This is a genomic window from Thiohalocapsa halophila (assembly GCF_016583825.1).
Classification (GTDB): Bacteria; Pseudomonadota; Gammaproteobacteria; order Chromatiales; family Chromatiaceae; genus Thiohalocapsa; species Thiohalocapsa halophila.
The window spans coordinates 1-21,267 of the sequence record NZ_NRRV01000006.1 but is presented as its reverse complement, the minus strand read 5'-3'; the positions used below and the strand labels follow the sequence as shown (position 1 = coordinate 21,267).

Sequence of the window (21,267 nt, the reverse complement as noted above, 5' to 3'; positions counted from 1 at the left end):
AAGCCCGCGCCTTACCACAGACTAGGACAGGGAAGCTGACCGCCGACGCCGCGCGACATCGCCATGGAAAGATAAGTATACCGTCCCCCCTAATCAATTAGGGTGACGGTAACTTTAACTCGCTAAAGCGCGCGACCGCCCGTCGGCGCCGCATCCGCAGCGGGGCGCTGCGGCGGCGCCGGACACGGACTCAACACTACGCACCGCGCCGGCCCTTGGAACCAAGTCCGGCGCCCGGCGCCCCGCCACCAGGAGCCAGCTTCAACCCTGCGCCTTGCGCTCGCGGCGGCGGCGGTGCAGGGCGGGCTCGGTGTAGCCGTTCGGCTCTGCGCGCCCCTGGAAGATGAGATCACAGGCGGCCTGGAAGGCGATGCCGTCGAATTCCGGCGCCATGGGCTGGTACGTCGGGTCGCCCGCGTTCTGGCGGTCGACGACCTCCGCCATGCGCTTGAGGGTGGCCATGATCTGGTCCTTGTTCACGATGCCGTGGTGGAGCCAGTTGGCCAGCAGCTGGCTGGCGATGCGCAGCGTGGCGCGGTCTTCCATCAGGCCGGTGTCGGTGATATCCGGCACCTTGGAGCAGCCTATCCCAGCGTCGATCCAGCGCACCACGTAGCCGAGGATGCCTTGGCAGTTGTTGTCCAGCTCCTGCTGGATGTCGGCGGCGCTCCACTCGGCGGAATCGGCGACCGGGATCTCGAGGATGGTGTCTAGCTGCGCGCGCCGACCGGCGGCGGCGAGCTCCGCCTGGCGCGCGGCGACGTCGACGGCGTGGTAGTGCAGTGCATGCAGCGTCGCGCCCGTCGGCGACGGCACCCAGGCGCAGTTGGCGCCGGCCCTTGGATGACCGATCTTGGTGTCCAGCATGGCGCGCATCTCGTCCGGCATGGTCCACATGCCCTTGCCGATCTGCGCATGGCCGCGTAGGCCGCAGGCAAGGCCGACGTCGACGTTCCAGTCCTCGTAGGCCAAGAGCCAGGGTGCGGTCTTCATGGCGCCCTTGCGCAGCATCGGGCCCGCTTCCATGCTGGTATGGATCTCATCCCCGGTGCGGTCCAGGAAGCCTGTGTTGATGAAGATGACCCGCTCCGAGGCGCGGCGGATGCACTCCTTCAGGTTCACCGTCGTGCGCCGCTCCTCGTCCATGATGCCGATCTTGAGGGTGTTGCGCGGCAGGTCCAGTGCGTCCTCGATGCGCGCGAACAGATCCACCGCCAGCTGCACCTCGTCCGGCCCGTGCATCTTGGGCTTGACGATGTAGACGCTGCCGGCGCGGCTGTTGCGCACGGACCCTAAACCTTTGAGGTCGTGCACGGCGGCGAGCACCGTCACCATGCCGTCGAGGAAGCCTTCGGGGACCTCCGCGCCGTCCGCCGTCAGCACGGCGTCGGTGGTCATCAGGTGGCCGACATTGCGCACCAGCATCAGCGAGCGCCCGGGCAGGGTCAGCTCACCGCCCGCCGGCGCGCTGTAGACCCGGTCCGGATTCAGCCGGCGCTCCTGCATCTTGCCGCCCTTGCTGAAGCTCGCGGTGAGGTCGCCGCGCATGAGCCCGAGCCAGTTGCGATAGACGCCGACCTTGTCCTCGGCATCCACGGCGGCGACGGAGTCCTCGCAGTCCTGAATCGCAGTCACCGCGGACTCCAACACCACGTCCTTGACCCCGGCCGGACTCTTGGCGCCGATGGGGTGCTCGCGATCGACGGCGAGCTCCACGTGGAGGCCGTGATTTGCCAGCAGCACGGCCGTCGGCGCCTCGGGCGGGCCCTGCCAGCCCGCGAACTGCGCCGGCTCGGCGAGCGGGGCGTCACCGGCGAGGAGCTGGCCATTCTCGACCCAGTAGCCGGACACGCTGCCGTGGGAGGCACCGCCCGTCAGAGGAAAATGGCTGTCCAGAAAGTCCGCGGCGGCAGCCACCACTCGCTCGCCGCGCACCGGGTTGAAGCTCGCGCCGCGCTCGGCCCCGCCGTCCTCCGGGATGGCATCGGTGCCGTAGAGGGCGTCATAGAGGCTGCCCCAGCGGGCGTTGGCGGCGTTCAGGGCGTAACGGGCGTTGTTGACGGGCACCACCAGCTGCGGGCCGGCGATGGACGCGATCTCCGGGTCGATGTTCGCGGTGGTCACCGCGAAGTCCGCGCCCTCCGGCTCAAGGTAGCCGATGTCCTGAAGAAAGGCCTTATACGCGGCCGCATCCAGTGGCTGTCCACAGCGGGTGCGGTGCCAATCGTCGATCTGCGCCTGCAACGCGTCGCGGCGCTCCAGCAGGCTGCGGTTGCGCGGTCCCAGGTCGGCGACGATGTCGGCAAAGGACGCCCAGAAGGCGTCGGGCTCGATGCCGGTGCCAGGGGCGATCTCGTCGCGGATCAGCTCATACAGCGGCGTGGCGACCTGGAGGCCGCCGACGGTGATGCGGTCGGTCATGGTTCTTGTGCTCCAGCCAGCGGTGGCTCGGCGCGAGGGTCACCGAGTATCTCGCTAGGATTCGCCAGAAACCAAGCCGGACGCAAGATCGACCGGATTAATTATCTCAAGCCAAGCAATATGGTTGGCCAATACTGCCGTCGCGCACCCCTGCACGGCGCCTCAGTCAACGGACTTTGCACTGTTCTTGTTCGCCCAGAAGCCGTGAATCGCCGCCCAAGCGGCCTCGGCGGTCTCGACGAATTGGAACAACTCCCGGTGCGGCGGGTCGATGGTGCCCTCCTCCACCAACGCATCGAAGTCGATGATGCGCTGCCAATATTCGCGCCCGAACAGCAGCACCGGCACTGGATGGACCTTGCCCGTCTGGATGAGCGTCAGGGTCTCGAACAGCTCGTCCAGGGTGCCGTAGCCACCGGGAAAGACCACCAGCGCCCGCGCCCGCAGCACGAAGTGCATCTTGCGCACGGCGAAGTAGTGGAACTGAAAGGACAGCTCCGGCGTGACATAGCGGTTCGGATGCTCCTCGTGGGGCAGCACGATGCTCAAGCCCAGGCTCTTGCCCTCGACGTCCTGGGCGCCGCGGTTGGCGGCCTCCATGATCCCGGGCCCGCCACCGGTGACTACCACATAGTCCCGGTGGCCGTTGCGCTGCGAGACCTGCGTGATCATGGCCGCGAGCCGTCGCGCCTCGTCGTAGTACTTGGCCTTGTCATGGATGCGCCGGGCCACGGCCGCGCGGCGGGCGAGCTCGCGGTCATCCGGGGCCGCCGCGGCGGCATCCTCGGCGGCACGCAGCCGGGCGCGGGCGGCCTCGGGCTCCGGAATGCGGGTGCTGCCGAAGATCACCACCGTGGAATCGATGTGCTCCTCCTGCTGAACCAGCTCCGCCTTCAGGAGCTCCAGCTGCAACCGCACGGGCCGAAGCTCCGCACGGCGCAGGAAGTCGATGTCGGCGTAGGCGAGCCGATAGGAGGCCGAAGCCATCTGCGGGCTCTCGGCAGAGGGCTCCTGGGCGGCTTCCTCGGCGGCACTCGGCCATGGGCTTTGGGGATTGTCAGGCGGGACGGGAGAGGTCATGCAGAGGGCTCACGCAATACGGGGCGGTGTGCCGGGTGTGGTGGTATCCCCGGGCAGCCGGGAAGAAGGAGACGGCAGCGCGGGCGCAGTGACAGCGCCCTGGGCTCGGCGCCCATGGCTGCCAACAGCGCCCGCGGGCGGCGAGCTGGCCGCGGCGGTCAGCCGGCGGTCTGGCTGCGGGCCTCGTCGGAGAGGCGCTCTTGCAGCTCGTCGATCTCGGTGCGGACCTCCTCCGAGACCTGGTCCCGCAGGCCCTTGAGCTTGTCGAGCACGCCCTGTGCCGAGTTGAGGTCGTTCTCGCGCAGATAATCCCGCGCCTCGGTAATCATGGTATCGGCCCGGGCCTGGGCGCTCTGGGTCAGCGCTGCGGTCCGCTCGGACGCGGCCTCGGCGGCTGCCGCAGCCGCAGCGCTCGCCTGGGTACTGGCCTCTTGCAGGCTCGCCGCAGCCTCATCGGCCTTCGCCTGGACCTGATCCATGGCGCTGCCGGCCGCATCCCGGGCGGCGGCGCCAGCCTGCTCACCGGCCGCTTGGAGCTTGGCCATGGCGGCGGCGGCTTGGCTCTTTGCCTGCTCGAGCTGGCTGTCCGTGCCGGCGGTGGTTTCGGCGCCGGTCGCCGGCTCGGTCTGCGCGCTTTCCTCCATCTGCTCGGTCTCATCGCCTTGGCCGCAGCCGCCCAGAGCCGAAGCCAGGGCTAGCATGGCGAGCGCGGTCAGCATGGTCAGTGGTGTGATTCTCATGAGGTGTCCTCCGGTGATCGGTTTGGCGGTGATCGGTTTGGTAGCCGGCGACGCGTCGCGCGCCGAGCCGGGCAGGCTAGCGCACTTTGATGAAGGGCACATGACCGCCGGGAGCCGCCTTGGCGCCGGTCGGTCTGCCCAGCCAGTCTGACCAGCCAGTCTGTCCCATCACTGTGCCCGGCGCCGAGCGCCTGACGCGCCCAGACGCTTGGCGGCCATGGTTGCAATCCGTCTACCCTTTGGCTAGCGTGCAAGACAGTCCTGCTGGGGGTGCCCGCCGTGCGCGGGCTGAGACAGTCCCTTAGAACCTGATCCGGTTGATACCGGCGGAGGGAAGGCGAGGACGCATCACGGCCGCCCCGCCCGTCCCTGCGCCCCGCTCCCCGCCGCAATCGGCCAGCCCCGCGTCAAGGGGCATGAATCGCTGCGAGGAGCCGTCATGAGCGCCATTCCCGAAGACTTCGTCACCACCACCGCGCGGCTGTCCGACGAGGTCACCCGTCCCTTCCCCGCCTCGACCAAGCAGTATGTGACAGGCTCGCGCCCGGACATCCGGGTGCCCATGCGCGAGATCGCGCAGACGCCTACCCCCATCGGCAACGGCGAGGGTGCCGAGGAGAATCCGCCGATCTTCATCTATGACACGTCCGGCCCTTATACGGACCCGAACCTGTCCATCGATTTGCTGCGCGGCCTGCCGGACGTGCGCAGCGCCTGGATCGAGGCACGCGCCGACACCGAGCTGCTCGACGGCCCGACCTCGGACTTCGGCCGCCGCCGCCAGCACGAGCCGGCGCTGGCCCACCTGCGCTTCGAGCACCTGCGCACACCGCGCCGCGCCAAGCCCGGGCACAACGTCAGCCAGATGCATTACGCCCGCCGTGGCGAGATCACGCCCGAGATGGAATACGTCGCCATCCGCGAGAACATGCGCCTCGACGAGCTGCGAGCGGACCCTCGCTACGAGAAGCTCCTGCGCCAGCAGCGCGGCCAATCCTTCGGTGCCGGCCTGCCCGAGACCATCACCGCCGAATTCGTCCGCGACGAGGTGGCCCGGGGACGCGCCATCATCCCGGCCAACATCAACCACCCGGAGCTGGAGCCGATGATCATCGGCCGCAATTTCCGGGTTAAGATCAACACCAACATCGGCAACTCGGCGACGACGTCCAGCATCGAAGAGGAGGTCGAGAAGATGGTCTGGTCCGCCCGCTGGGGCGGCGACACCCTGATGGACCTCTCCACCGGCAAGAACATCCACGAAACGCGGGAATGGATCCTGCGCAACGCGCCTATGCCCATCGGCACCGTGCCCATCTACCAGGCCCTGGAGAAGGTGGACGGCAAGGCGGAAGAGCTGACCTGGGAGATGTTCCGCGACACCCTCGTCGAGCAGGCGGAGCAGGGTGTGGACTACTTCACCATCCACGCCGGGGTGCTGCTGCGCTATATCCCGCTGACCGCGGACCGCGTGACCGGCATCGTCTCCCGCGGCGGGTCGATCCTGGCCAAGTGGTGCCTGGCGCATCACCAGGAGAACTTCCTCTACACCCACTTCGACGAGATCTGCGAGATCATGCGGGCCTACGACGTGTCCTTCTCCCTGGGCGACGGCCTGCGCCCCGGCTCCATCGCCGATGCCAACGACCGCGCCCAGTTCGCCGAGCTGGAGACCCTGGGCGAGCTGACCCAATTCGCCTGGGAGCAAGACGTCCAGGTCATGATCGAGGGCCCGGGCCATGTGCCGCTGCAGATGATCGAAGAGAACGTCACCAAGGAGCTTACGGACTGCTTCGAGGCGCCCTTCTACACCCTGGGCCCGCTGATCACCGACATCGCGCCCGCCTACGACCACATCACCTCGGGCATCGGCGCCGCCAACATCGGCTGGTATGGCACCGCCATGCTCTGCTACGTCACGCCCAAGGAGCACCTGGGCCTGCCCAACAAGCAGGACGTGCGCGACGGCATCGTCACCTACAAGATCGCCGCCCACGGTGCGGATCTGGCCAAGGGCCTGCCCGGCGCCCAGATCCGCGACAACGCGCTCAGCAAGGCCCGCTTCGAGTTCCGCTGGGAGGACCAGTTCAACCTGTCCCTGGACCCGGACCGCGCCCGCGAATTCCATGACCAGACCCTGCCACACGACTCGCACAAGGTCGCTCACTTCTGCTCCATGTGCGGCCCGCACTTCTGTTCCATGAAGATCACCCAGGACGTGCGCGACTACGCCAAGGCCCGCCAGCTGGAGGACGCCGAGCAGGCCCTCGAAGTCGGCATGCAGGAGAAGGCGGAGGAGTTCGTGCGGGACGGGGCGCGGATCTACAAGGAGGTTTGACGCCAGCATGCCGAGCCGCGCCGCCGACTGGCTCGCACAGGCCGAGCCCGGTCTGGACTGGGGGCTGTCGGCGCTGCCGATGCCGGCGGAGATCCAGGTCTATACGGATGCCGAGTGGACGCGAACGGCCTGGGAGCACCGTGGACTTCGCCGAGAGGTCGACAGGGGGCATCTGGCTGACCGGCCGATGAATCCGGGCAACCCTCTGCGCACGCCGGAGGGAGGCTTTGCCGCTGCCACTCAAAACCGCGCTGTGGCAGGTCGGCACCGGCCTGAGTATCCATGCTCCCACATCGGCTAGAATCGTGGGTCAAGCGACGCGAGACGCCCCAACCGCACGCAACGAACCGCCGAGACGGCATGCAGCCGAGCAACCGACGATGGCCGCCACCGCCCAGGACCTGATGCTCCCCCATCGCCACCGATACACGGTGGACGACTACCACCGCATGGCGGACACCGGCATCCTGTCGCCTGACGCGCGTGTCGAGCTGATCGACGGGCAGGTGATGGAAATGCCGCCCATCAGGCCGCCGCATGCGTCCATGGTGACCGAGCTACAGAACCGCCTGATCCGCACCGCAGGCGACTCTGCGGTGGTGCGGGTGCAGAACCCGGTGCGACTTGGGCCCCACGACGAGCCCGAGCCGGACTTGGCGGTGGTGACGCCACCAGCAACACAGTATCGCACCAGGCACCCGGGGCCGGCCGACATCCTGCTGCTGATCGAGGTCGCCGACAGCAGCCTGCCGCTGGACCGGGATGTGAAGCTCAGGCGCTATGCCGCGTGCGGCATTACCGAGGCCTGGCTGGTGGACGCCAACGCCGGCACCGTGCTGCGCTGCCGCGAGCAGGGCGCCGAGGGCTACCGCCACTGCGACGCAATCCAGGGGCAGTGCAGCGTTCCCATCCCTGGGCTCTCGGGCTGCGAGCTGGACCTGCGGCACCTGTACTGATGCTGCACTGACACTGACCATTGTTTTCGTGCCTGTCGGGGCCAGCTCGTCGCACCCGCGTGATTGCACGCCGATGAACCTTCCCACCCGCCGCCAGCCGCTGACCATGAAATTTGCAGAGATCGAAGACACCGGCGCCAACGTCATCGAGGCCTACGGCGACGGGCATGTCCGCATCAACGGACGCGATTACGCCCGCAGCATCGCGGTGTCCGCTGAGCACGTGCAAGCGGACTGGGGCCCGGAGCATGTGGACGCCCTGAGCGTTGCCCATCTGGAAGCGGTGCTTGGGGACGCCACGCAGGTGCTGATCCTGGGCACGGGCACCCGCCAGCGCTTCCCGAGCCCCGAGGTGCACTTTGCGCTGCTGCAGCGGGGCATCGGCGTGGAGGTGATGGACACCGGCGCCGCCTGCCGCACCTACAATATCCTGGTCAGCGAAGGGCGTGATGTGGTCGCGGCGCTGATGCTCGACTGATGGCTCGGCGCGCTGGCTCTCTCGGGCGCAGAGCGTCCGTAGGCCCCTACCCCCGAAGAGCGACCTCACGAGCCCGGAACGAAGGCCGCGACCCAGCTGTCACCCCGCCCGCCTGATCGGCGCACGCAGCGCACCTCGCACCTCGCACCTCGCACCTCGAAGATGGACCGCAAAATCATCCTCTCCACGCTGGCCGCCGCGGCCATGCTCTTCATCGGCATTATGCTGATCCTGTCCATCCTGCCGGATGAGCGCGCAGGCCTGAAGCTCTACCCCTGGGACGTCAGCCGGGACGCCGCCGGCCACACGCGGGTGTTCAACCTGACCATCGGCGAGAGCACCCTGGCCGACGCACGCGCCCTGCTCGGCGACGAAGGCAAGATCAATCTGTTCGAGAGTCCCGACGGGACCCGCACCGTCGAGGTCTACTTCAAGAACATCTTTCTCAGCAATCTGAAGGCGGACTGGATCATCACCCTCGGCGTGCCGGAGGATCAGCTCGCGGCCATGTACGAGCGCGGACTTCGCATCAGCAAGACGAGCAGCGGCAGCCGCAAAGTGAAGCTGGACCCCGTGGACGTGGAGCGGCTCGCGAACGCCCCCATCCGCATCCTGACCTACCTGCCCTGGAAGAGCCTGGAGCCCCGGGACATCGCCGGCCGGTTCGGCGAGCCCGCCGAAAAGCGCACCGAGGAATCCGGCATCGTGCATTGGCTGTATCCGGAGCTTGGCATGGACATCGCCCGCGACGACGACGGCGGCGTGGTCATCCAGTATCTGAATCCGGGGAGCTTCGATCGCGCGGTGGCGCCATTGCCGGCGCGGGAAGAGCCGGCGGCAGCACAGGAGCCGCCGTCGGCGGCAAGCCCGGACGACGTGCCGACGGCCGCCACCGACTGACGGGAACGCCTCCTGCGCGCGGTAGCCCGTCGTCGGACGGGCTGGGCGACTGCGACGTCCGACGCCGGTGCGGTGCCGACCGTGGGCGTCGGGCCTCCTTGCGTCGGCCCGACCTACACGTTAACGATAGGTGTACGAACGGTAGCGCCCCGCCGGGTGCTGCGGGCGAAGCAAAACCTCCGTAGGATCGACACCCACCCGCCGAGCCTCCACCCTGCGAGGCGCGAGAAGAGCCAATGTATCCGGAGATTTCGGGAACAAGGAAAACGGGATCGGAAGCGTTCAAGAGCGAAGGACGGCAACTGCCCTTCGACTTACTGTCTTTCTGGCAGTGGTCGTCGTCCGACTTAGTCGGCAATGCTCTGCGCGGTCTGCTTGCAGAATACATCGTCGCGATTGCCGTAGGCTGTTCGGACCGCACGCGAGTGGAATGGAACCCCTACGACTTGGAAACGCCTGAAGGCGTGAGGATCGAAGTGAAATCCGGCGCCTACATCCAAAGCTGGGCGCAGGCTAGCCTCTCACGGATCACCTTCGACATACGGCCAACTCAGGGTTGGGATGCCTCACGGAACACCTATTCCCACCAAGTAAAACGTCAGTCTGACGTATACGCTTTCTGCCTCCTGGAACACCGGCATCAAGAAACCGTCGACCCGCTCAACCTCGATCAGTGGACGTTTTACGTCATCAGTACCGCCAAGTTGAACCGCTTCGTCGGCGCACAGAAAACGATCTCATTGACGGCTCTTCTGAAGCTCGCGCCAACGGAGGCAAGGTTCAGCGGGATCCGGCCGGCGGTCGCAGAGGCTGCGGTGGACGAGTGACCTGCTTGGCCGTGAAGCCGCTCAGCCAACCACCCGAAACCGCGCATCCAGATCGTACAGATCCACGTCGGCCACGCCGAGCGTGAGGCGCTGATCCAGGGTGAGGTCAGCCTTGGCCCGCAGCTTGGTCTCCAGCGCCAGCTCGGGGATCATGACCGTGTCCTTGCGCTCGCCGAGCTCGACGACGACGCCCTCGCTCTGCCAGGCCTTGTGCCGCTTCAGGTACGAAAGCTTCCAGTGCTGGTTGGACTGGCGCTCGGCGCGGCGCACGGCGATGCCGCCCTGGTCCGCCTCGCCGGCGCGCGCGCTCACCTGCTCCGCGGTCAGCGGCTCGTCACCGCGCAGCGCCGCGCGCACCTGCTGGTGCACCAGCAGGTCCGCATAGCGCCGCAGCGGGCTGGTGGCGCGGGCATAGGCGTCCAGCCCGAGCCCGAAGTGCGGCCCCGGCTCGATGCTGGTGCGGCTCGGCTTGAACTGCCGGCGGTAGGCGTACATGCCCGCCATGCCCGCGGGGTGCTGGATACTGTCCGGCGGCGGCTGGGTGGCGTGGGGGATGGGGATGCCGCGCTCGCCGCACCAGGCCGCGGCGGCCTCGCCGGCCATGAGCATCAGGTCCGTCACCATGGCGCGGGAGCCGTGGCGGTCGATGGGGCGGATGACGATCTCGCCGTCCTGCACCCGCACGCTCACCTCCGGCAGATCGATGCCGGCGGCGCCCGCCGCCTGGCGGCGGGCGCGGTAGCGCTCGGCGGCGGCGTTCAGCGCTGCGAAGGGCGCCTCGGCCAGCCGCGCCTCGGCCTCGGCATAGGTGAGGCGCTGGGCGCGGATCCAGCTGGGGCGGATCTCGATGTCCGCGAGCCGGCCCTCGTCGTCCACCGTGACGCCGAAGGAGAGCGCCGGCGAGGTCTCCTGCAAGCCCAGGCCCAACTGCTCGGTCACCGCGGCGGGCAGCATGTTGACGATGCCCTCCGGCAGATAGAGATTGGCGCCGCGGGCGCGGGCCTCGCGGTCCAGCTCGCCGTCGGGCGCCACCAGCGCGGCCACGTCCGCCACATGCACCCAGATGCGCCCGCCGTCGATGCTGACGGCATCATCCGGGTCCTGGTTGCCCTCGTCGTCGATGGCGAAGGCCGGCAGGTGCGTGAGATCCAGCCGTTCTTCGTCCGCCAGTGCCGGCACCGGCAGGGCCGGATCCGTGACCGCGACGTTGCTGCGCGCCGGATAGGGATTGTGCTCGGGCGGCCAGTAGCCCAGGCTCACCAGCAGGCGATGCGCCGCCTGCGGGGTCTCCGGCAGCTCCAGGGCCTTGAGGATGCGGCTGTGCTCGCCCTGCTGGTTGGCGAGGCGCTCCACCTCGGCGAGCCGGGGGCGGTCGTCGTCGATGATCCGCCCTTCGCCGAGCCGAGCCATGAAGCCCGCCCATTCCTGCTCGGCACGGGCCTTGGCCTCGCGCTCGGCGCGGTCCTGCTCGATGGCCTCCCGGGAGCGGGGCTGGATGGCCTCGGGCGTCCCCTGAAAATACAGCCCCTCGTCCAGCAGCCGCCAGACGGCCCAGGCGCTGGCGGGCGTAAAATCATCGAACATGAGCTCAGCGAGCTCCTTGAGATCCGTCTCGGCGCCCTCCAGCAGCTCCCAGGCCTCTTCCAGCTGCGCCGCACCGGGCTCGTGCAGGTCCGCCAAGCGCTTGAGCGGGCCGGGGTGCAGGGGGGTGACGTCCTTGGGGCGCACGCGCTTGCTCTGCCCGCCCTCCAGCTCGATCTCGATCTTCTCGCCGACACTGACCACGCGGGCGGGGTGGATCTTGTAGAGGACAAGGCTGTCGGCGGCGACTGGCATGGAAGGACGAGCACTACGAGGTTGAATTCGGAGGGGACGGCGGCTCGGGCGGCTGGGGATGCTGCCGCACCGGGCTTGTCCGGCACAGCGAAGCCGAGTGCAGACTCGGTGATCGACGAACAGCGCGCAATCGGCCCCACATGGGACCGCGAGATCCATCGACGGCCATCCGGGCAGCCGCTATCCTCTCAAGCCTGCCCGTTCCCGGCACCATAAGCAAGCGAGACCAGACATCATGAACCAGGACTGGCAAGCCTTCCTCACCGCGCGCGGCGCCGCCGTCGGCGACGACGGCGCGGCGCGTTTCGACACCGCCCCGGCCGATGCGGACTGCGCCCTGACGGACCTCTCGCACCTCGGGCTCATCGCCGTCGGCGGCCCAGAGGCCACCGACTTCCTGCAGGGCCAGGTGAGCAACGACGTCCGCGAGCTCTCGGACACCCACACCCAGCTCAGCAGCCATTGCAGCCCCAAGGGCCGCATGCTGGCCAATTTCCGGCTGCTGCGCCTCGGAGAAAGCCTGTTTCTGCTGCTGCCGCGCAGCCAGATGGAAGGGCTCTTGAAACGCCTGCGCATGTTCATGCTGCGTCGCAATGCCAGCATCGACGACGCCAGCGACGCGCTGGTGTGCTGCGGTGTCATCGGCGCCTGCGCCGACGAGGTCCTGGCGGCCCGGCTCGGCAGCCTGCCCCAGGGCGACAACGACATGGTGCGCGCCGGCGATGCCGCACTCATCCGCGTCGCCGGGCCGGTGCCCCGCTATCTCTTCATCGGGCCGGCCGCCGATGCCCGGGCCCTCTGGGCGGAGGCGACCGCCGCCGGCGCCAGCGAGGCCAACCCGGACCTCTGGGCCCTGCACGATATCCGCGCCGGCATCCCGACCGTGGTGCCGGAGACGGCGGACGCCTTCGTGCCGCAGATGGTCAACATGCAGCTCATCGACGGCGTGAGCTTCCACAAGGGCTGCTACACCGGCCAGGAAGTCGTCGCCCGCATGCAGTACCTGGGCAAGCTCAAGCGGCGCATGTACATCGCCGAGGTGGACACGGACACAGCGCCCAAGCCCGGCGATGTCTTGAGCGCGCCCGGCAGCAAGTCCGAGCAGGGCCCGGGCCGCATCGTGGACGCCCGCGCCAGTGCGCCCGGCCACTGGGAGCTGCTGGTGGTGGCCGAGGTCGCCGCCGCCGAAGGCGACGGGCTCCAGCTCGGCGACGACGGCCCGCTGCTCAGCCTGCGCGCCCCCGCCTATGGCTTCGGCGACGCCGCCTGAGACGCGTCGGCGTCGGCTCGACGCTCGGCCCTCGACGCGGACCGGCATCGGCGCGCACGCGGGCCCCGGTTGCGCCGGCGGAGGATGCCGCGCTGGAGACGCCTGATCCACAGGGGGCGCCGCACCCGCTGCCACAGCGGGCGGATGCGCCCATCGGCGTCTTCGACTCAGGCGTCGGCGGCCTCACGGTGCTCGCCGATATTCGCCGCCTGCTGCCCGCCGAAGACCTGCTCTACGTCGCCGACTCCGGCCATGCCCCCTATGGCGAGCGCCCGAACGACCTGATCCGTGCCCGCGCCGAGCGGGTGACGGGGTTTCTGATTGCGCAGGGCGCCAAGGCCATCGTCATCGCCTGCAACACGGCCACGGGCGCCGCCGCCGCCCACCTGCGCGGGCGCCACAGTCTGCCCATCATCGCCATGGAGCCCGCCGTGAAGCCGGCGGCGGCCGGCACCCGCAGCGGCGTCGTCGGCGTGCTCGCCACCAGCGGCACCCTCAAGAGCGACAAGTTCGAGGCCCTGCGCGGGCGCTTCCACGGCGCGGTGGAGGTGCTCACCCAGCCCTGCCCCGGCCTGGTGGAGCTGATCGAGGCCGGGGACTTCCGCGCCGCGGCGCTGCGGGACTTGCTCACGAAGCTGGTGCTGCCGCTGCTGGACCGCGGCGCGGATACCCTGGTGCTCGGCTGCACCCATTATCCCTTGGTGCGCGGGCTGATCCAGGACATCGCCGGGCCCGGCATCACCGTCACCGACGCCGGTGCCGCCGTCGCCAGGCAGGTGCAGCACCGCCTCGGCGAGGCCGCGCTGCTGCGCACCGGCGAGACGCCGGGCCAAGTGCGCTGCTGGACCAGCGCGGCACCGCCGGAGACCGCCGCCGCGCTCATCCGGCGCATCTGGGGCGAGCCCATCAGGGTCCGGGCACTGCGCGACTGAGGCCCCATAAAACGCCCCAAAAGCGCCCCGAATCACCCCGGTATACTCCGCCCCCTTCCTTGATTGGCCAGGAGACCCATCGCCATGGCTACACGCCTTCACCCTCGCCTGCTGCCGCTCGCTGCCCTGATGCTGGCTGTCCTGTTGCTCGCGCTCGGCGGTGCGCCGGCCGCCGCGGCAGCCGCCGATACCGGCACCGGCAAGGTGTTGGGCGGCAAGATGTCCAGTCACCCGGACTGGTTCAAGGAGAGCTTCCTCGACATCGCCGAGGACGTGGACGAGGCCGCCGACGCCGGCCGCCACGTCATCCTGTTCCTGGAGATGAACGGCTGCCCCTATTGCTTCAAAATGATCGAAGAGAACTTCAAGGGGAGCGACTACAGCGACTGGCTCCGGGAGCGCTTCGACGTTATCGCGCTGAACGTGCGCGGCGACCGGGAGGTGGCCATGGATGCCGAGACCATGCTGTCCGAGAAGGCCCTGGCCGAGGCGCTCGGCGTGCGCTACACGCCCACGGTGATCTTCCTGAGCCAGGCGAACGAGCCGGTGGCGCGGGTCAACGGCTACCGCAACGTGCCGGAATTCAAGCAGGTGTTGGACTATGTCGACGCGCAGGCCTACCAGAGCCAGACCCTCGCCGAGTACCTGGACGCGCAGAAGGCCGAGACGGCGGCGGCCACCGGCGCCTATGCCTTCCGCGAGCACGCGCTGATCCGGGAGGCCACCGACGTCGGTGATCTCAGCGCCATCGACGGCCCGCTGCTGCTGCTCTTCGAGGACACCGCCTGCGTCGCCTGCGACGCCCTGCATGACGGGCACCTGAAGGCACCGGAGGTGGCCGAGGCGCTGGCGCCCTACACCGTGGTCCGCGTGGATGCCCTATCCGATGCCGGGCTCACCGGGCCCGACGGCCAATCCACCACAGGGCGCCAGCTCGCAGAGGCCCTCGGCATCGAGTACCGCCCGGCCCTGGTCCTGATGGACGGCCCCACCGGCGGCAAGGACGAAATCGCGCGCATCGAGAGCATGCTCTACCGCTACCACTTCGTCGGGCTGCTGGAGTACGTGGGGCTCGGCAAGTACCGCGACTTCCCAGACGGGCCCTTCGACTACATCGACGACAAGACCGCGCGGCTGACGGCCGCCGGCGAGGATGTGTCGATTTCGGATGAGTGAGGCCGCCGGCGGGGGCTCTGCTGCCTGGCGGTGCCGACACCGGCTGCCGGGCCTCGCGCGAGACGCCGTGCATGCGCGGGCGGCCCCTGCGCAGTCAGGGCTTCGAGCCCTGACTGTGTCAGGCCAGGATAGCCTGACTACGCCGTCCACGGCTCAGCTGGTCTGAGACCGCGACCGCGCGGCGCTCGGACGCCGGATCGCACGGACTATACTGAGCGCAGACAGTCACTGAGCGCAGACAGTCACCCGGAGCGCCGTTCCAAGCACCTGTCAGGAGCTGTGCAGCATGTCCGTTCAGCCCATCCCGTATCTGACCTTCGAGGATTGGCTCGCGGCCGAGCGCGAGGCCACCGACACCCGCACCGAGCTCGTGGACGGCGAGGTCTTCGCCATGACCGGCGGCTCCGAGGAGCACAACCTCATCGCCACCAACATCGTGCGCGAGCTCGGTAACCAGTTCCGCCGCCGCCCGTGCTACGTCTACGCCGGCGACATGAAGGTGCGTGCGGATGCCGCCAACTTCGGCGCCTATCCCGACATCATGGCCGTCTGCGGCGAGCGCACCTACCACGACCAGCGCCGGGACATCATCACCAACCCGACCCTGATCATCGAGATCCTGTCGGACCCCACAGAAGCCTACGACCGCGGCGACAAGTTCGCCCACTACCGCACCCTGCGCAGCCTGCAAACCTATCTGCTGGTCTCCCAGCACCGCGTCGCCGCCGAGCTCTACGTCCGCCAGGCCGACGGCCGCTGGCTGCTCAGCACCTACGACCGCCTGGCCGACAGCGTGCCGCTGGAGTCAGTCGAAGCAAGCCTGGAACTGGCCGAGGTCTACGACAAAGTCGAGCTCCGGGCCATCAGTGACAGCGCACAGCTTCCGAGCCAAGGTGCACCATGACCCTCTACGACACCGACTTCTACGCCTGGGCAGAACAACAGGCCACGCTCCTCCGTTCGGGACAGCTCGCGCAGGCGGACATCGAGCACATCGCCGAGGAGATCGAGAGCATGGGGCGTCGCGAAAAGCGCGAGCTGTTGAGCCGGCTGGCCATTCTGCTGATGCACCTGCTCAAATGGCAGGCGCAGCCCATGCTGCGGGGCAATTTCTGGCGGACCACGATCAAGGTCCAACGGCGCGACATCGCACGGCACCTGGCGGACAACCCGAGCCTCAAGCCGAAGCTGCCGGAGCTGCTGGCGGACGCCTATGGTGACGCGACGCTGCTCGCATCGCGCGAAACGGGCCTCACCGAAACGAGCTTCCCGGCCGCCTTGACTTGGTCGTTCGAGCAGATCATGGATGACGGATTCTGGCCGGAGGCCGATCAGCCGCCGAATTGAGCTGCCCGAGCGGCGACCTTAAGGCGCGGACCTTGCTCAGGAATTGGGCGCAGCGCATCCGCCACCGGAGGCTGGATGCGCTGTGCCCATCGCGCTTGCGTCTCATGCTGTCGTCGGCAACCGGCGGTCTGCCGGGGCGAAGGACTCGGGCTGGCTGGGATGTCCTGTTGCGCCCCAGTTGCGCCCGGCCATGCCTGCGGCAGTTGTTCAGCTCCTGCTATCGCTCGGCCCCGGATAGAAGTCATCCTGCAGCAACTGCTCAGCCGAGTACGGGCAGTCCGCGGGGAAGGTCTCGGGCGGCAGGCGGCTCTCTTTGCTGGCGAGGTCGGCCGCATCTGGATAGGCGGCGGTGATGGCCTCCCCGACGACCGGCTTGAGCCCGGGTGATTGGCGCAGCAGGACAGCGAGCTGCTTGCGTTGCTCGACGATGGTGTTCCGCCAACTGTCGCCCTTGAATTCGCGCCAACGCTCGGAGAGCGCCTGATATTGATACTCCCATTTCAGCAGATGGGCGATCAGGCTCAGGAGTCGGCTTTCCAGCTCGCGGCGCTCGCTCTTGCTCATGTCCCCCAGCTCGTCCAGCAGATGCTCGATGTCCATTTCCGCGAAGCGCCCGGCGCGCAGCAGCTCCACGTGGCGCCTGGCCCAAGCCGCGTAATCGGTTTGGTAGAGGGTCTCGAGGTCAGTCATCGATCACTCCCCGCTGAGGCCGGTTTCCCATATTGAACAACAGCTGACCCGTACTTGTAGGCCGAGCGGTCTCGATCATCACTCCGACCACCTGGTCCGCCGACTCAGCGCAGCAGCAGCGTCGGCACCTTGGCCGAGCGCAGCAGATCGGCGGTCTTGCTGCCGAAGAGCAGGCTGCGCAGCGGCGAGTGGCCGTAGGCGCCCATGAGCAGCATGTCGATGCCCTGGTCGTGGATGTACTGGGCGATGACGCGCTCGGTGTCGCCGGGGATGAGCGCGGTCTTCACGTCGTAGTCGGCGGCGGCCAGCGTCTGCCGCGCCCAATCCAATTGCTTCTCGGCGTCGCGCCGCGGCTTGCCGGACATGACTACATCCACCGGCAGGCCGTGGAAGAGCGCTGTGCGCGCCAGCAGCTCCACCCCGCGGCGGGTCATGGCGCCGCCGTCGAAGGCGATCATCACCCGCTCGGGCTCGGTGAAGTCGTCGGTGACCGCGAGGATGGGCTTGTCCAGCGCGCGCACCATGCGCTCCACGTTGCGCCCCAAGTCGCGCTGGGTGGTCTCGGCGGACTCGCCGCGGCGGCCGAGCACGAAGAGCTGGACGGCGCTCTGCGCGTCCACGAGCGTCTCTTCGAGCTCGCCATAGCGCAGGCGCACGTCCGGGCCGTCCACGCCGCGGCTGATGGCGCGCTCGCGCAGCCGGTTGAGGAAGACCCGACCCTCCTCGCGGGCCGCTTTGCTGCGGGCCTCGTCCTCGTCGGAGAGCTCCTCCAGCAGCGCCTGCTGGGCGTTCACACCAATGGCGCCGCTGTGGTCGGACCCGCTCACCACCCGCGCCTCGCGGTCCAGGATGTGCAGCAGCTCCAGCGGCGCGTGCAGGCGCCGGGCGGCCCAGGCGGCGGTGTCCGTCACCATGTCCGCAAAGTGGGACTGGTCCACACAGGCCAGTATTTTCTGCTCGTCTTGCATCGGCGGTGTCCTGTGTCAGCAGCTCCGAGTTTTAATGTCCCATCAGGTCGGCAACGGCCTCGGGCTTGTCGTGCACCGCGAAGCGGTCGACCATGGTGCGGCTCGCCTCATTGAGGCCGACGACGTTCACCTCCGTACCCTCACGGCGGAACTTGAGCACCACCTTGTCCAGCGCCGTGACGGCGGTAATGTCCCAGAAGTGCGCGCGGCTCACGTCGATGGTCACCTGCTCGATGACCTCCTTATAGTCGAAGGACGCAATGAACTGGTCGGCGGAGGAGAAGAACACCTGGCCGACGACGTGGTAGACGCGCTCGCGCCCCTCCCGCGCCGGGCTGGAGCCGACGTAAAGCACCCGGCTCACCTTCTGCGCGAAGAAGAACCCGGACAGCAGCACGCCCACCAGCACGCCCTGGGCGAGGTCATGGGTGAGTACGGTCACCGCCACGGTGGCGATCATGACCACGTTGGCGTCGAAGGGATGCTCGCGCAGGTTGCGGAAGGAGGCCCAGTTGAAGGTGCCGATGGAGACCATGATCATCACGGCCACCAGCGCCGCCATCGGAATCTGCGCCACCCACTCGTTGGCGAACACCACCAGGATCAGCAGGAAGACGCCGGCGACGAGGGTGGAGAGCCGTCCGCGGCCGCCGGACTTCACGTTGATGACGGTCTGGCCGATCATGGCGCAGCCGGCCATGCCGCCGAGGAAGCCGGTGGCGACATTGGCCGCGCCTTGGCCCACGCACTCGCGGTTCTTGTTGCTCTTGGAATCGGTGAGGTCGTCGACGATGGTGGCCGTCATCATGGACTCCAGCAGCCCCACCACCGCCAGCGTGGCCGACACCGGCAGGATGATCTGCAGCGTCTCCAGATTCAGCGGGATGTCCGGCAGCAGAAACACCGGCAGGCTGTCCGGCATCTGCCCCATATCGCCGACAGTGCGGATGTCGAGCCCCAGGTACAGCGCCACCCCCGTCAACACGACGATGGCCACCAGCGGCGAGGGCACGGCCTTGGTCAGCATGGGCAGGAGATAGATGATGGCAAGCCCCGCCGCCAGCACCGCGTAGACCTCGAGCGTCAGCTGCTCGCCGGTGATCTCCGGCAGCTGTGCCATGAAGATCAGGATGGCCAGCGCGTTGACGAAGCCCGTGATCACCGAGCGCGAGACGAAGCGCATCAGGTTGCCGAGCCGCAGCCAGCCGGCTATCACCTGGAGCACACCGGTCAGCACCGTCGCCGCCAGCAGATACTGGAGGCCATGATCGGCCACCAGATCCACCATGAGCACGGCCATGGCCGCGGTGGCCGCGGAGATCATACCCGGGCGCCCGCCGACGAAGGCGGTGATCACGGCGATACTGAAGGATGCATAGAGCCCGACCTTGGGGTCGACGCCGGCGATGATGGAGAAGGCGATGGCCTCCGGAATCAGCGCCAGCGCGACCACCAGGCCGGCGAGCAGGTCGTTGCGGATATTGGAGAACCAGTCCTGGCGAATGGATTTCATGAGGGTCCAAGTACTGCGTGGCGCGGACGGATTGGCCCGCGAGGAAACGACTTTTGCAGGCTGTGAGTGCGCTCGCGACCAGGGCCGAAGCGAGGTTGAGCGAGCCGTCGACGAAGTTTCGTTGTCGCAGTCCTCAGGTCGAGGGAAAGGACAACGCGAAAGCGCGTACCGCGCCGGCCATCCTGCATGGATTCGCCGTTGCCGACGCAGACGCAGGCGTCAGTCCTCCGGGCGCATGTGCGGAAACAGCAGCACGTCGCGAATGGACGCCGAGTCGGTGAACAGCATCACCAGCCGGTCGATGCCGATGCCCTCGCCCGCCGTCGGCGGCATGCCGTGCTCCAGCGCCCGGATGTAGTCGGCGTCGAAGTGCATGGCCTCCAGATCGCCGGCGTCCTTGTCCGCCACCTGCCGGCGGAAGCGCTCGGCCTGATCCTCGGCGTCGTTGAGCTCCGAGAAGCCGTTGGCGATCTCACGGCCGCCGACGAAGAGCTCGAAGCGGTCCGTGACGAAGGGGTCGGCATCGTTGAGCCGGGCCAGCGGTGAGGTCTCCGTCGGATAGGCCGTGATGAAGGTGGGCGCCATGAGCCGGTGCTCGACGGTCTTCTCGAAGATCTCCACCTGCACCTTACCCAGGCCATAGCCGGGCTTGAGGTGGATATCCAAGCGCTCGGCGACGGCGCGGGCGCGCTCCAGGTCGTCGATGTCGGCGGGATCCAGGTCCGGATTGAAGTGCAGGATGGACTCGCGCACCGACATGCGCGCAAAGGGCCGGGCGAGGTCATAGGTCTCGCCCTGGTAGTCGAGCTGCCGGCTGCCGAGCACCGCCTGCGCCATGTCCCGCAGCATCACCTCGGTGAGGTCCATCAGGTCGGCGTAGTCCGCGTAGGCCTGGTAGAGCTCCAGCATCGTGAACTCGGGGTTGTGACGCGTGGACAGCCCTTCGTTTCTGAAGTTGCGGTTGATCTCGTAGACCCGCTCGAAGCCGCCCACCACCAGGCGCTTCAGGTACAGCTCCGGAGCGATGCGCAGGAAAAGCTGCATGTCCAGGGCATTGTGATGCGTGACGAAGGGCCGGGCCACGGCGCCGCCCGGGATGGCCTGCATCATCGGCGTCTCGACTTCCAGGAAGTCGCGGGCGTTCAGAAAGTCCCGGATGAATTGGACGATGCGGGTGCGGGTGCGGAAGGTCTCGCGCGCCGCCTCGTTCATGATCAGATCCAGATAGCGCTGGCGGTAGCGACTCTCCTGGTCCGACAGGCCGTGCCACTTCTCCGGCAGCGGGCGCAGAGACTTGGTCAGCAGCTGGAGCCGGTCCACCTTGAGGGACAGCTCCCCGGTCTTGGTCTTGAAGAGCTGCCCCGAGGCGCCGACGATGTCGCCGATGTCCAGCTCCTTCTTGAACCAGGCGTAGTCGTCGGTGCCGAGCATATCCCGCTGCACGAAGAGCTGAAGCCGCCCGGACATATCCTGAAGGTGCGCGAAGCTCGCCTTGCCCATGACGCGGCGGGACATCAACCGCCCGGCCACCTTGGCGCGCACGTTGCGGGTCTCCAGCTCCGCCCCGTCCATCTCGCCGTACTCGGCGTGCAGCTCGCCGGCGACGACGTTGCGGCGGAAGTCGTTGGGGAAGGCGACGCCCTGCTCGCGGATGGCCTTCAGCTTCTCGCGCCGCTGGGCGATGAGCTTGTGCTCGTCCTGATCCGGCCCCGGCTGCGGCTGCGGCTGCGCGGACGGGTTATTGCCGTTCGTTGGCTGTGGGTCAGTCATGGGGCTAGGGGCTGGGTGCTGGGTG

The 21,267-nt window shown here is 68.1% G+C and carries 18 protein-coding genes and 1 riboswitch; of the genes, 10 read left to right on the top strand and 8 right to left on the bottom strand.

Going from position 1 to position 21,267, the window contains the following annotated elements; all coding sequences use genetic code 11:
- Nucleotides 1-261 precede the first annotated feature (261 nt).
- The 3 genes from CKO31_RS03785 to CKO31_RS03775 form a co-directional block, all read right to left on the bottom strand.
- Nucleotides 262-2,421, bottom strand: a complete 2,160-nt coding sequence (locus CKO31_RS03785) for a malate synthase G (RefSeq protein WP_200234200.1) — start codon at nucleotides 2,419-2,421, stop codon at nucleotides 262-264.
- A gap of 162 nt (nucleotides 2,422-2,583) precedes the next feature.
- Nucleotides 2,584-3,501 carry an LOG family protein gene (locus CKO31_RS03780; RefSeq protein ID WP_200234198.1) on the bottom strand — a complete coding sequence of 306 codons (918 nt, stop codon included), beginning with the start codon at nucleotides 3,499-3,501 and terminating at the stop codon, nucleotides 2,584-2,586.
- 158 nt (nucleotides 3,502-3,659) lie between these two features.
- Nucleotides 3,660-4,241 (bottom strand): hypothetical protein, encoded by a 582-nt coding sequence (locus CKO31_RS03775; RefSeq protein ID WP_200234196.1) that lies wholly within the window; start codon nucleotides 4,239-4,241, stop codon nucleotides 3,660-3,662.
- Nucleotides 4,242-4,497: 256 nt separating this feature from the next.
- Nucleotides 4,498-4,593: riboswitch (TPP riboswitch) on the top strand.
- An 87-nt stretch (nucleotides 4,594-4,680) separates the two neighbouring features.
- Between CKO31_RS03775 and thiC the strand changes: the two genes are divergently transcribed.
- The 5 genes from thiC to CKO31_RS03750 all read left to right on the top strand — a co-directional run bounded on the left by thiC (nucleotide 4,681) and on the right by CKO31_RS03750 (nucleotide 9,740).
- Nucleotides 4,681-6,579 carry a phosphomethylpyrimidine synthase ThiC gene (thiC, locus tag CKO31_RS03770; protein WP_200234194.1) on the top strand — a complete coding sequence of 633 codons (1,899 nt, stop codon included), beginning with the start codon at nucleotides 4,681-4,683 and terminating at the stop codon, nucleotides 6,577-6,579.
- A 380-nt stretch (nucleotides 6,580-6,959) separates the two neighbouring features.
- Nucleotides 6,960-7,535, top strand: coding sequence for a Uma2 family endonuclease (locus tag CKO31_RS03765; RefSeq protein ID WP_200234192.1), 576 nt, complete (start codon nucleotides 6,960-6,962; stop codon nucleotides 7,533-7,535).
- Nucleotides 7,536-7,608: 73 nt separating this feature from the next.
- Entirely contained in the window at nucleotides 7,609-8,013 is a 405-nt protein-coding gene (locus CKO31_RS03760) for an Mth938-like domain-containing protein (RefSeq protein WP_242475127.1), read from the top strand.
- 162 nt (nucleotides 8,014-8,175) lie between these two features.
- The gene (locus CKO31_RS03755) at nucleotides 8,176-8,913 is read left to right on the top strand and encodes a hypothetical protein (protein WP_200234190.1); all 738 of its coding nucleotides are present in this window, start codon (nucleotides 8,176-8,178) and stop codon (nucleotides 8,911-8,913) included.
- A gap of 236 nt (nucleotides 8,914-9,149) precedes the next feature.
- The gene (locus CKO31_RS03750) at nucleotides 9,150-9,740 is read left to right on the top strand and encodes a hypothetical protein (protein ID WP_200234188.1); all 591 of its coding nucleotides are present in this window, start codon (nucleotides 9,150-9,152) and stop codon (nucleotides 9,738-9,740) included.
- Nucleotides 9,741-9,761: 21 nt separating this feature from the next.
- Here the strand turns inward: CKO31_RS03750 and CKO31_RS03745 are convergent, their stop codons facing one another.
- Complete coding sequence (locus CKO31_RS03745; RefSeq protein WP_200234186.1) at nucleotides 9,762-11,576, bottom strand: RNB domain-containing ribonuclease; 1,815 nt, start codon at nucleotides 11,574-11,576, stop codon at nucleotides 9,762-9,764.
- 235 nt (nucleotides 11,577-11,811) lie between these two features.
- Here CKO31_RS03745 and ygfZ point away from each other — a divergent pair, with 235 nt between their 5' ends.
- From ygfZ to CKO31_RS03720, 5 genes are all read left to right on the top strand, one after another.
- A complete protein-coding gene (gene ygfZ, locus CKO31_RS03740; RefSeq protein ID WP_200234185.1) occupies nucleotides 11,812-12,846 on the top strand; it encodes a CAF17-like 4Fe-4S cluster assembly/insertion protein YgfZ in 1,035 nt (344 codons plus the stop codon).
- 92 nt (nucleotides 12,847-12,938) lie between these two features.
- The gene (murI, locus tag CKO31_RS03735; RefSeq protein WP_306341704.1) at nucleotides 12,939-13,778 is read left to right on the top strand and encodes a glutamate racemase; all 840 of its coding nucleotides are present in this window, start codon (nucleotides 12,939-12,941) and stop codon (nucleotides 13,776-13,778) included.
- An 84-nt stretch (nucleotides 13,779-13,862) separates the two neighbouring features.
- Nucleotides 13,863-14,954 carry a thioredoxin family protein gene (locus tag CKO31_RS03730; protein WP_242475126.1) on the top strand — a complete coding sequence of 364 codons (1,092 nt, stop codon included), beginning with the start codon at nucleotides 13,863-13,865 and terminating at the stop codon, nucleotides 14,952-14,954.
- Between the two features lie 286 nt (nucleotides 14,955-15,240).
- Nucleotides 15,241-15,858 carry a Uma2 family endonuclease gene (locus CKO31_RS03725; protein WP_200234184.1) on the top strand — a complete coding sequence of 206 codons (618 nt, stop codon included), beginning with the start codon at nucleotides 15,241-15,243 and terminating at the stop codon, nucleotides 15,856-15,858.
- Entirely contained in the window at nucleotides 15,855-16,301 is a 447-nt protein-coding gene (locus tag CKO31_RS03720; protein ID WP_200234183.1) for a DUF29 domain-containing protein, read from the top strand. Before CKO31_RS03725 ends, CKO31_RS03720 begins: the two co-directional genes overlap by 4 nt.
- A gap of 207 nt (nucleotides 16,302-16,508) precedes the next feature.
- On the opposite strand, the gene CKO31_RS03715 is transcribed toward CKO31_RS03720, so the two are convergent.
- The 4 genes from CKO31_RS03715 to lysS form a co-directional block, all read right to left on the bottom strand.
- Nucleotides 16,509-16,991: a DUF29 domain-containing protein gene (locus tag CKO31_RS03715; RefSeq protein ID WP_200234182.1), complete on the bottom strand. Its 483-nt coding sequence runs from the start codon at nucleotides 16,989-16,991 to the stop codon at nucleotides 16,509-16,511.
- Between the two features lie 104 nt (nucleotides 16,992-17,095).
- Nucleotides 17,096-17,959, bottom strand: a complete 864-nt coding sequence (locus CKO31_RS03710) for a universal stress protein (protein ID WP_200234181.1) — start codon at nucleotides 17,957-17,959, stop codon at nucleotides 17,096-17,098.
- Nucleotides 17,960-17,990: 31 nt separating this feature from the next.
- On the bottom strand, nucleotides 17,991-19,472 hold the full coding sequence (locus tag CKO31_RS03705) for a SulP family inorganic anion transporter (RefSeq protein ID WP_200234180.1): 1,482 nt from the start codon (nucleotides 19,470-19,472) through the stop codon (nucleotides 17,991-17,993).
- 219 nt (nucleotides 19,473-19,691) lie between these two features.
- A complete protein-coding gene (gene lysS / locus CKO31_RS03700; protein ID WP_200234178.1) occupies nucleotides 19,692-21,242 on the bottom strand; it encodes a lysine--tRNA ligase in 1,551 nt (516 codons plus the stop codon).
- Nucleotides 21,243-21,267: the final 25 nt, after the last annotated feature.

What these genes read in the sequence shown, in the direction of transcription:
- CKO31_RS03785 (WP_200234200.1), bottom strand. Translation starts at nt 2,421, where the DNA reads ATGACCGACCGCATCACCGTCGGCGGCCTCCAGGTCGCCACGCCGCTG.
- CKO31_RS03780 (WP_200234198.1), bottom strand. Translation starts at nt 3,501, where the DNA reads ATGACCTCTCCCGTCCCGCCTGACAATCCCCAAAGCCCATGGCCGAGT.
- CKO31_RS03775 (WP_200234196.1), bottom strand. Translation starts at nt 4,241, where the DNA reads ATGAGAATCACACCACTGACCATGCTGACCGCGCTCGCCATGCTAGCC.
- thiC (WP_200234194.1), top strand. Translation starts at nt 4,681, where the DNA reads ATGAGCGCCATTCCCGAAGACTTCGTCACCACCACCGCGCGGCTGTCC.
- CKO31_RS03765 (WP_200234192.1), top strand. Translation starts at nt 6,960, where the DNA reads ATGGCCGCCACCGCCCAGGACCTGATGCTCCCCCATCGCCACCGATAC.
- CKO31_RS03760 (WP_242475127.1), top strand. Translation starts at nt 7,609, where the DNA reads ATGAACCTTCCCACCCGCCGCCAGCCGCTGACCATGAAATTTGCAGAG.
- CKO31_RS03755 (WP_200234190.1), top strand. Translation starts at nt 8,176, where the DNA reads ATGGACCGCAAAATCATCCTCTCCACGCTGGCCGCCGCGGCCATGCTC.
- CKO31_RS03750 (WP_200234188.1), top strand. Translation starts at nt 9,150, where the DNA reads ATGTATCCGGAGATTTCGGGAACAAGGAAAACGGGATCGGAAGCGTTC.
- CKO31_RS03745 (WP_200234186.1), bottom strand. Translation starts at nt 11,576, where the DNA reads ATGCCAGTCGCCGCCGACAGCCTTGTCCTCTACAAGATCCACCCCGCC.
- ygfZ (WP_200234185.1), top strand. Translation starts at nt 11,812, where the DNA reads ATGAACCAGGACTGGCAAGCCTTCCTCACCGCGCGCGGCGCCGCCGTC.
- CKO31_RS03730 (WP_242475126.1), top strand. Translation starts at nt 13,863, where the DNA reads ATGGCTACACGCCTTCACCCTCGCCTGCTGCCGCTCGCTGCCCTGATG.
- CKO31_RS03725 (WP_200234184.1), top strand. Translation starts at nt 15,241, where the DNA reads ATGTCCGTTCAGCCCATCCCGTATCTGACCTTCGAGGATTGGCTCGCG.
- CKO31_RS03720 (WP_200234183.1), top strand. Translation starts at nt 15,855, where the DNA reads ATGACCCTCTACGACACCGACTTCTACGCCTGGGCAGAACAACAGGCC.
- CKO31_RS03715 (WP_200234182.1), bottom strand. Translation starts at nt 16,991, where the DNA reads ATGACTGACCTCGAGACCCTCTACCAAACCGATTACGCGGCTTGGGCC.
- CKO31_RS03710 (WP_200234181.1), bottom strand. Translation starts at nt 17,959, where the DNA reads ATGCAAGACGAGCAGAAAATACTGGCCTGTGTGGACCAGTCCCACTTT.
- CKO31_RS03705 (WP_200234180.1), bottom strand. Translation starts at nt 19,472, where the DNA reads ATGAAATCCATTCGCCAGGACTGGTTCTCCAATATCCGCAACGACCTG.
- lysS (WP_200234178.1), bottom strand. Translation starts at nt 21,242, where the DNA reads ATGACTGACCCACAGCCAACGAACGGCAATAACCCGTCCGCGCAGCCG.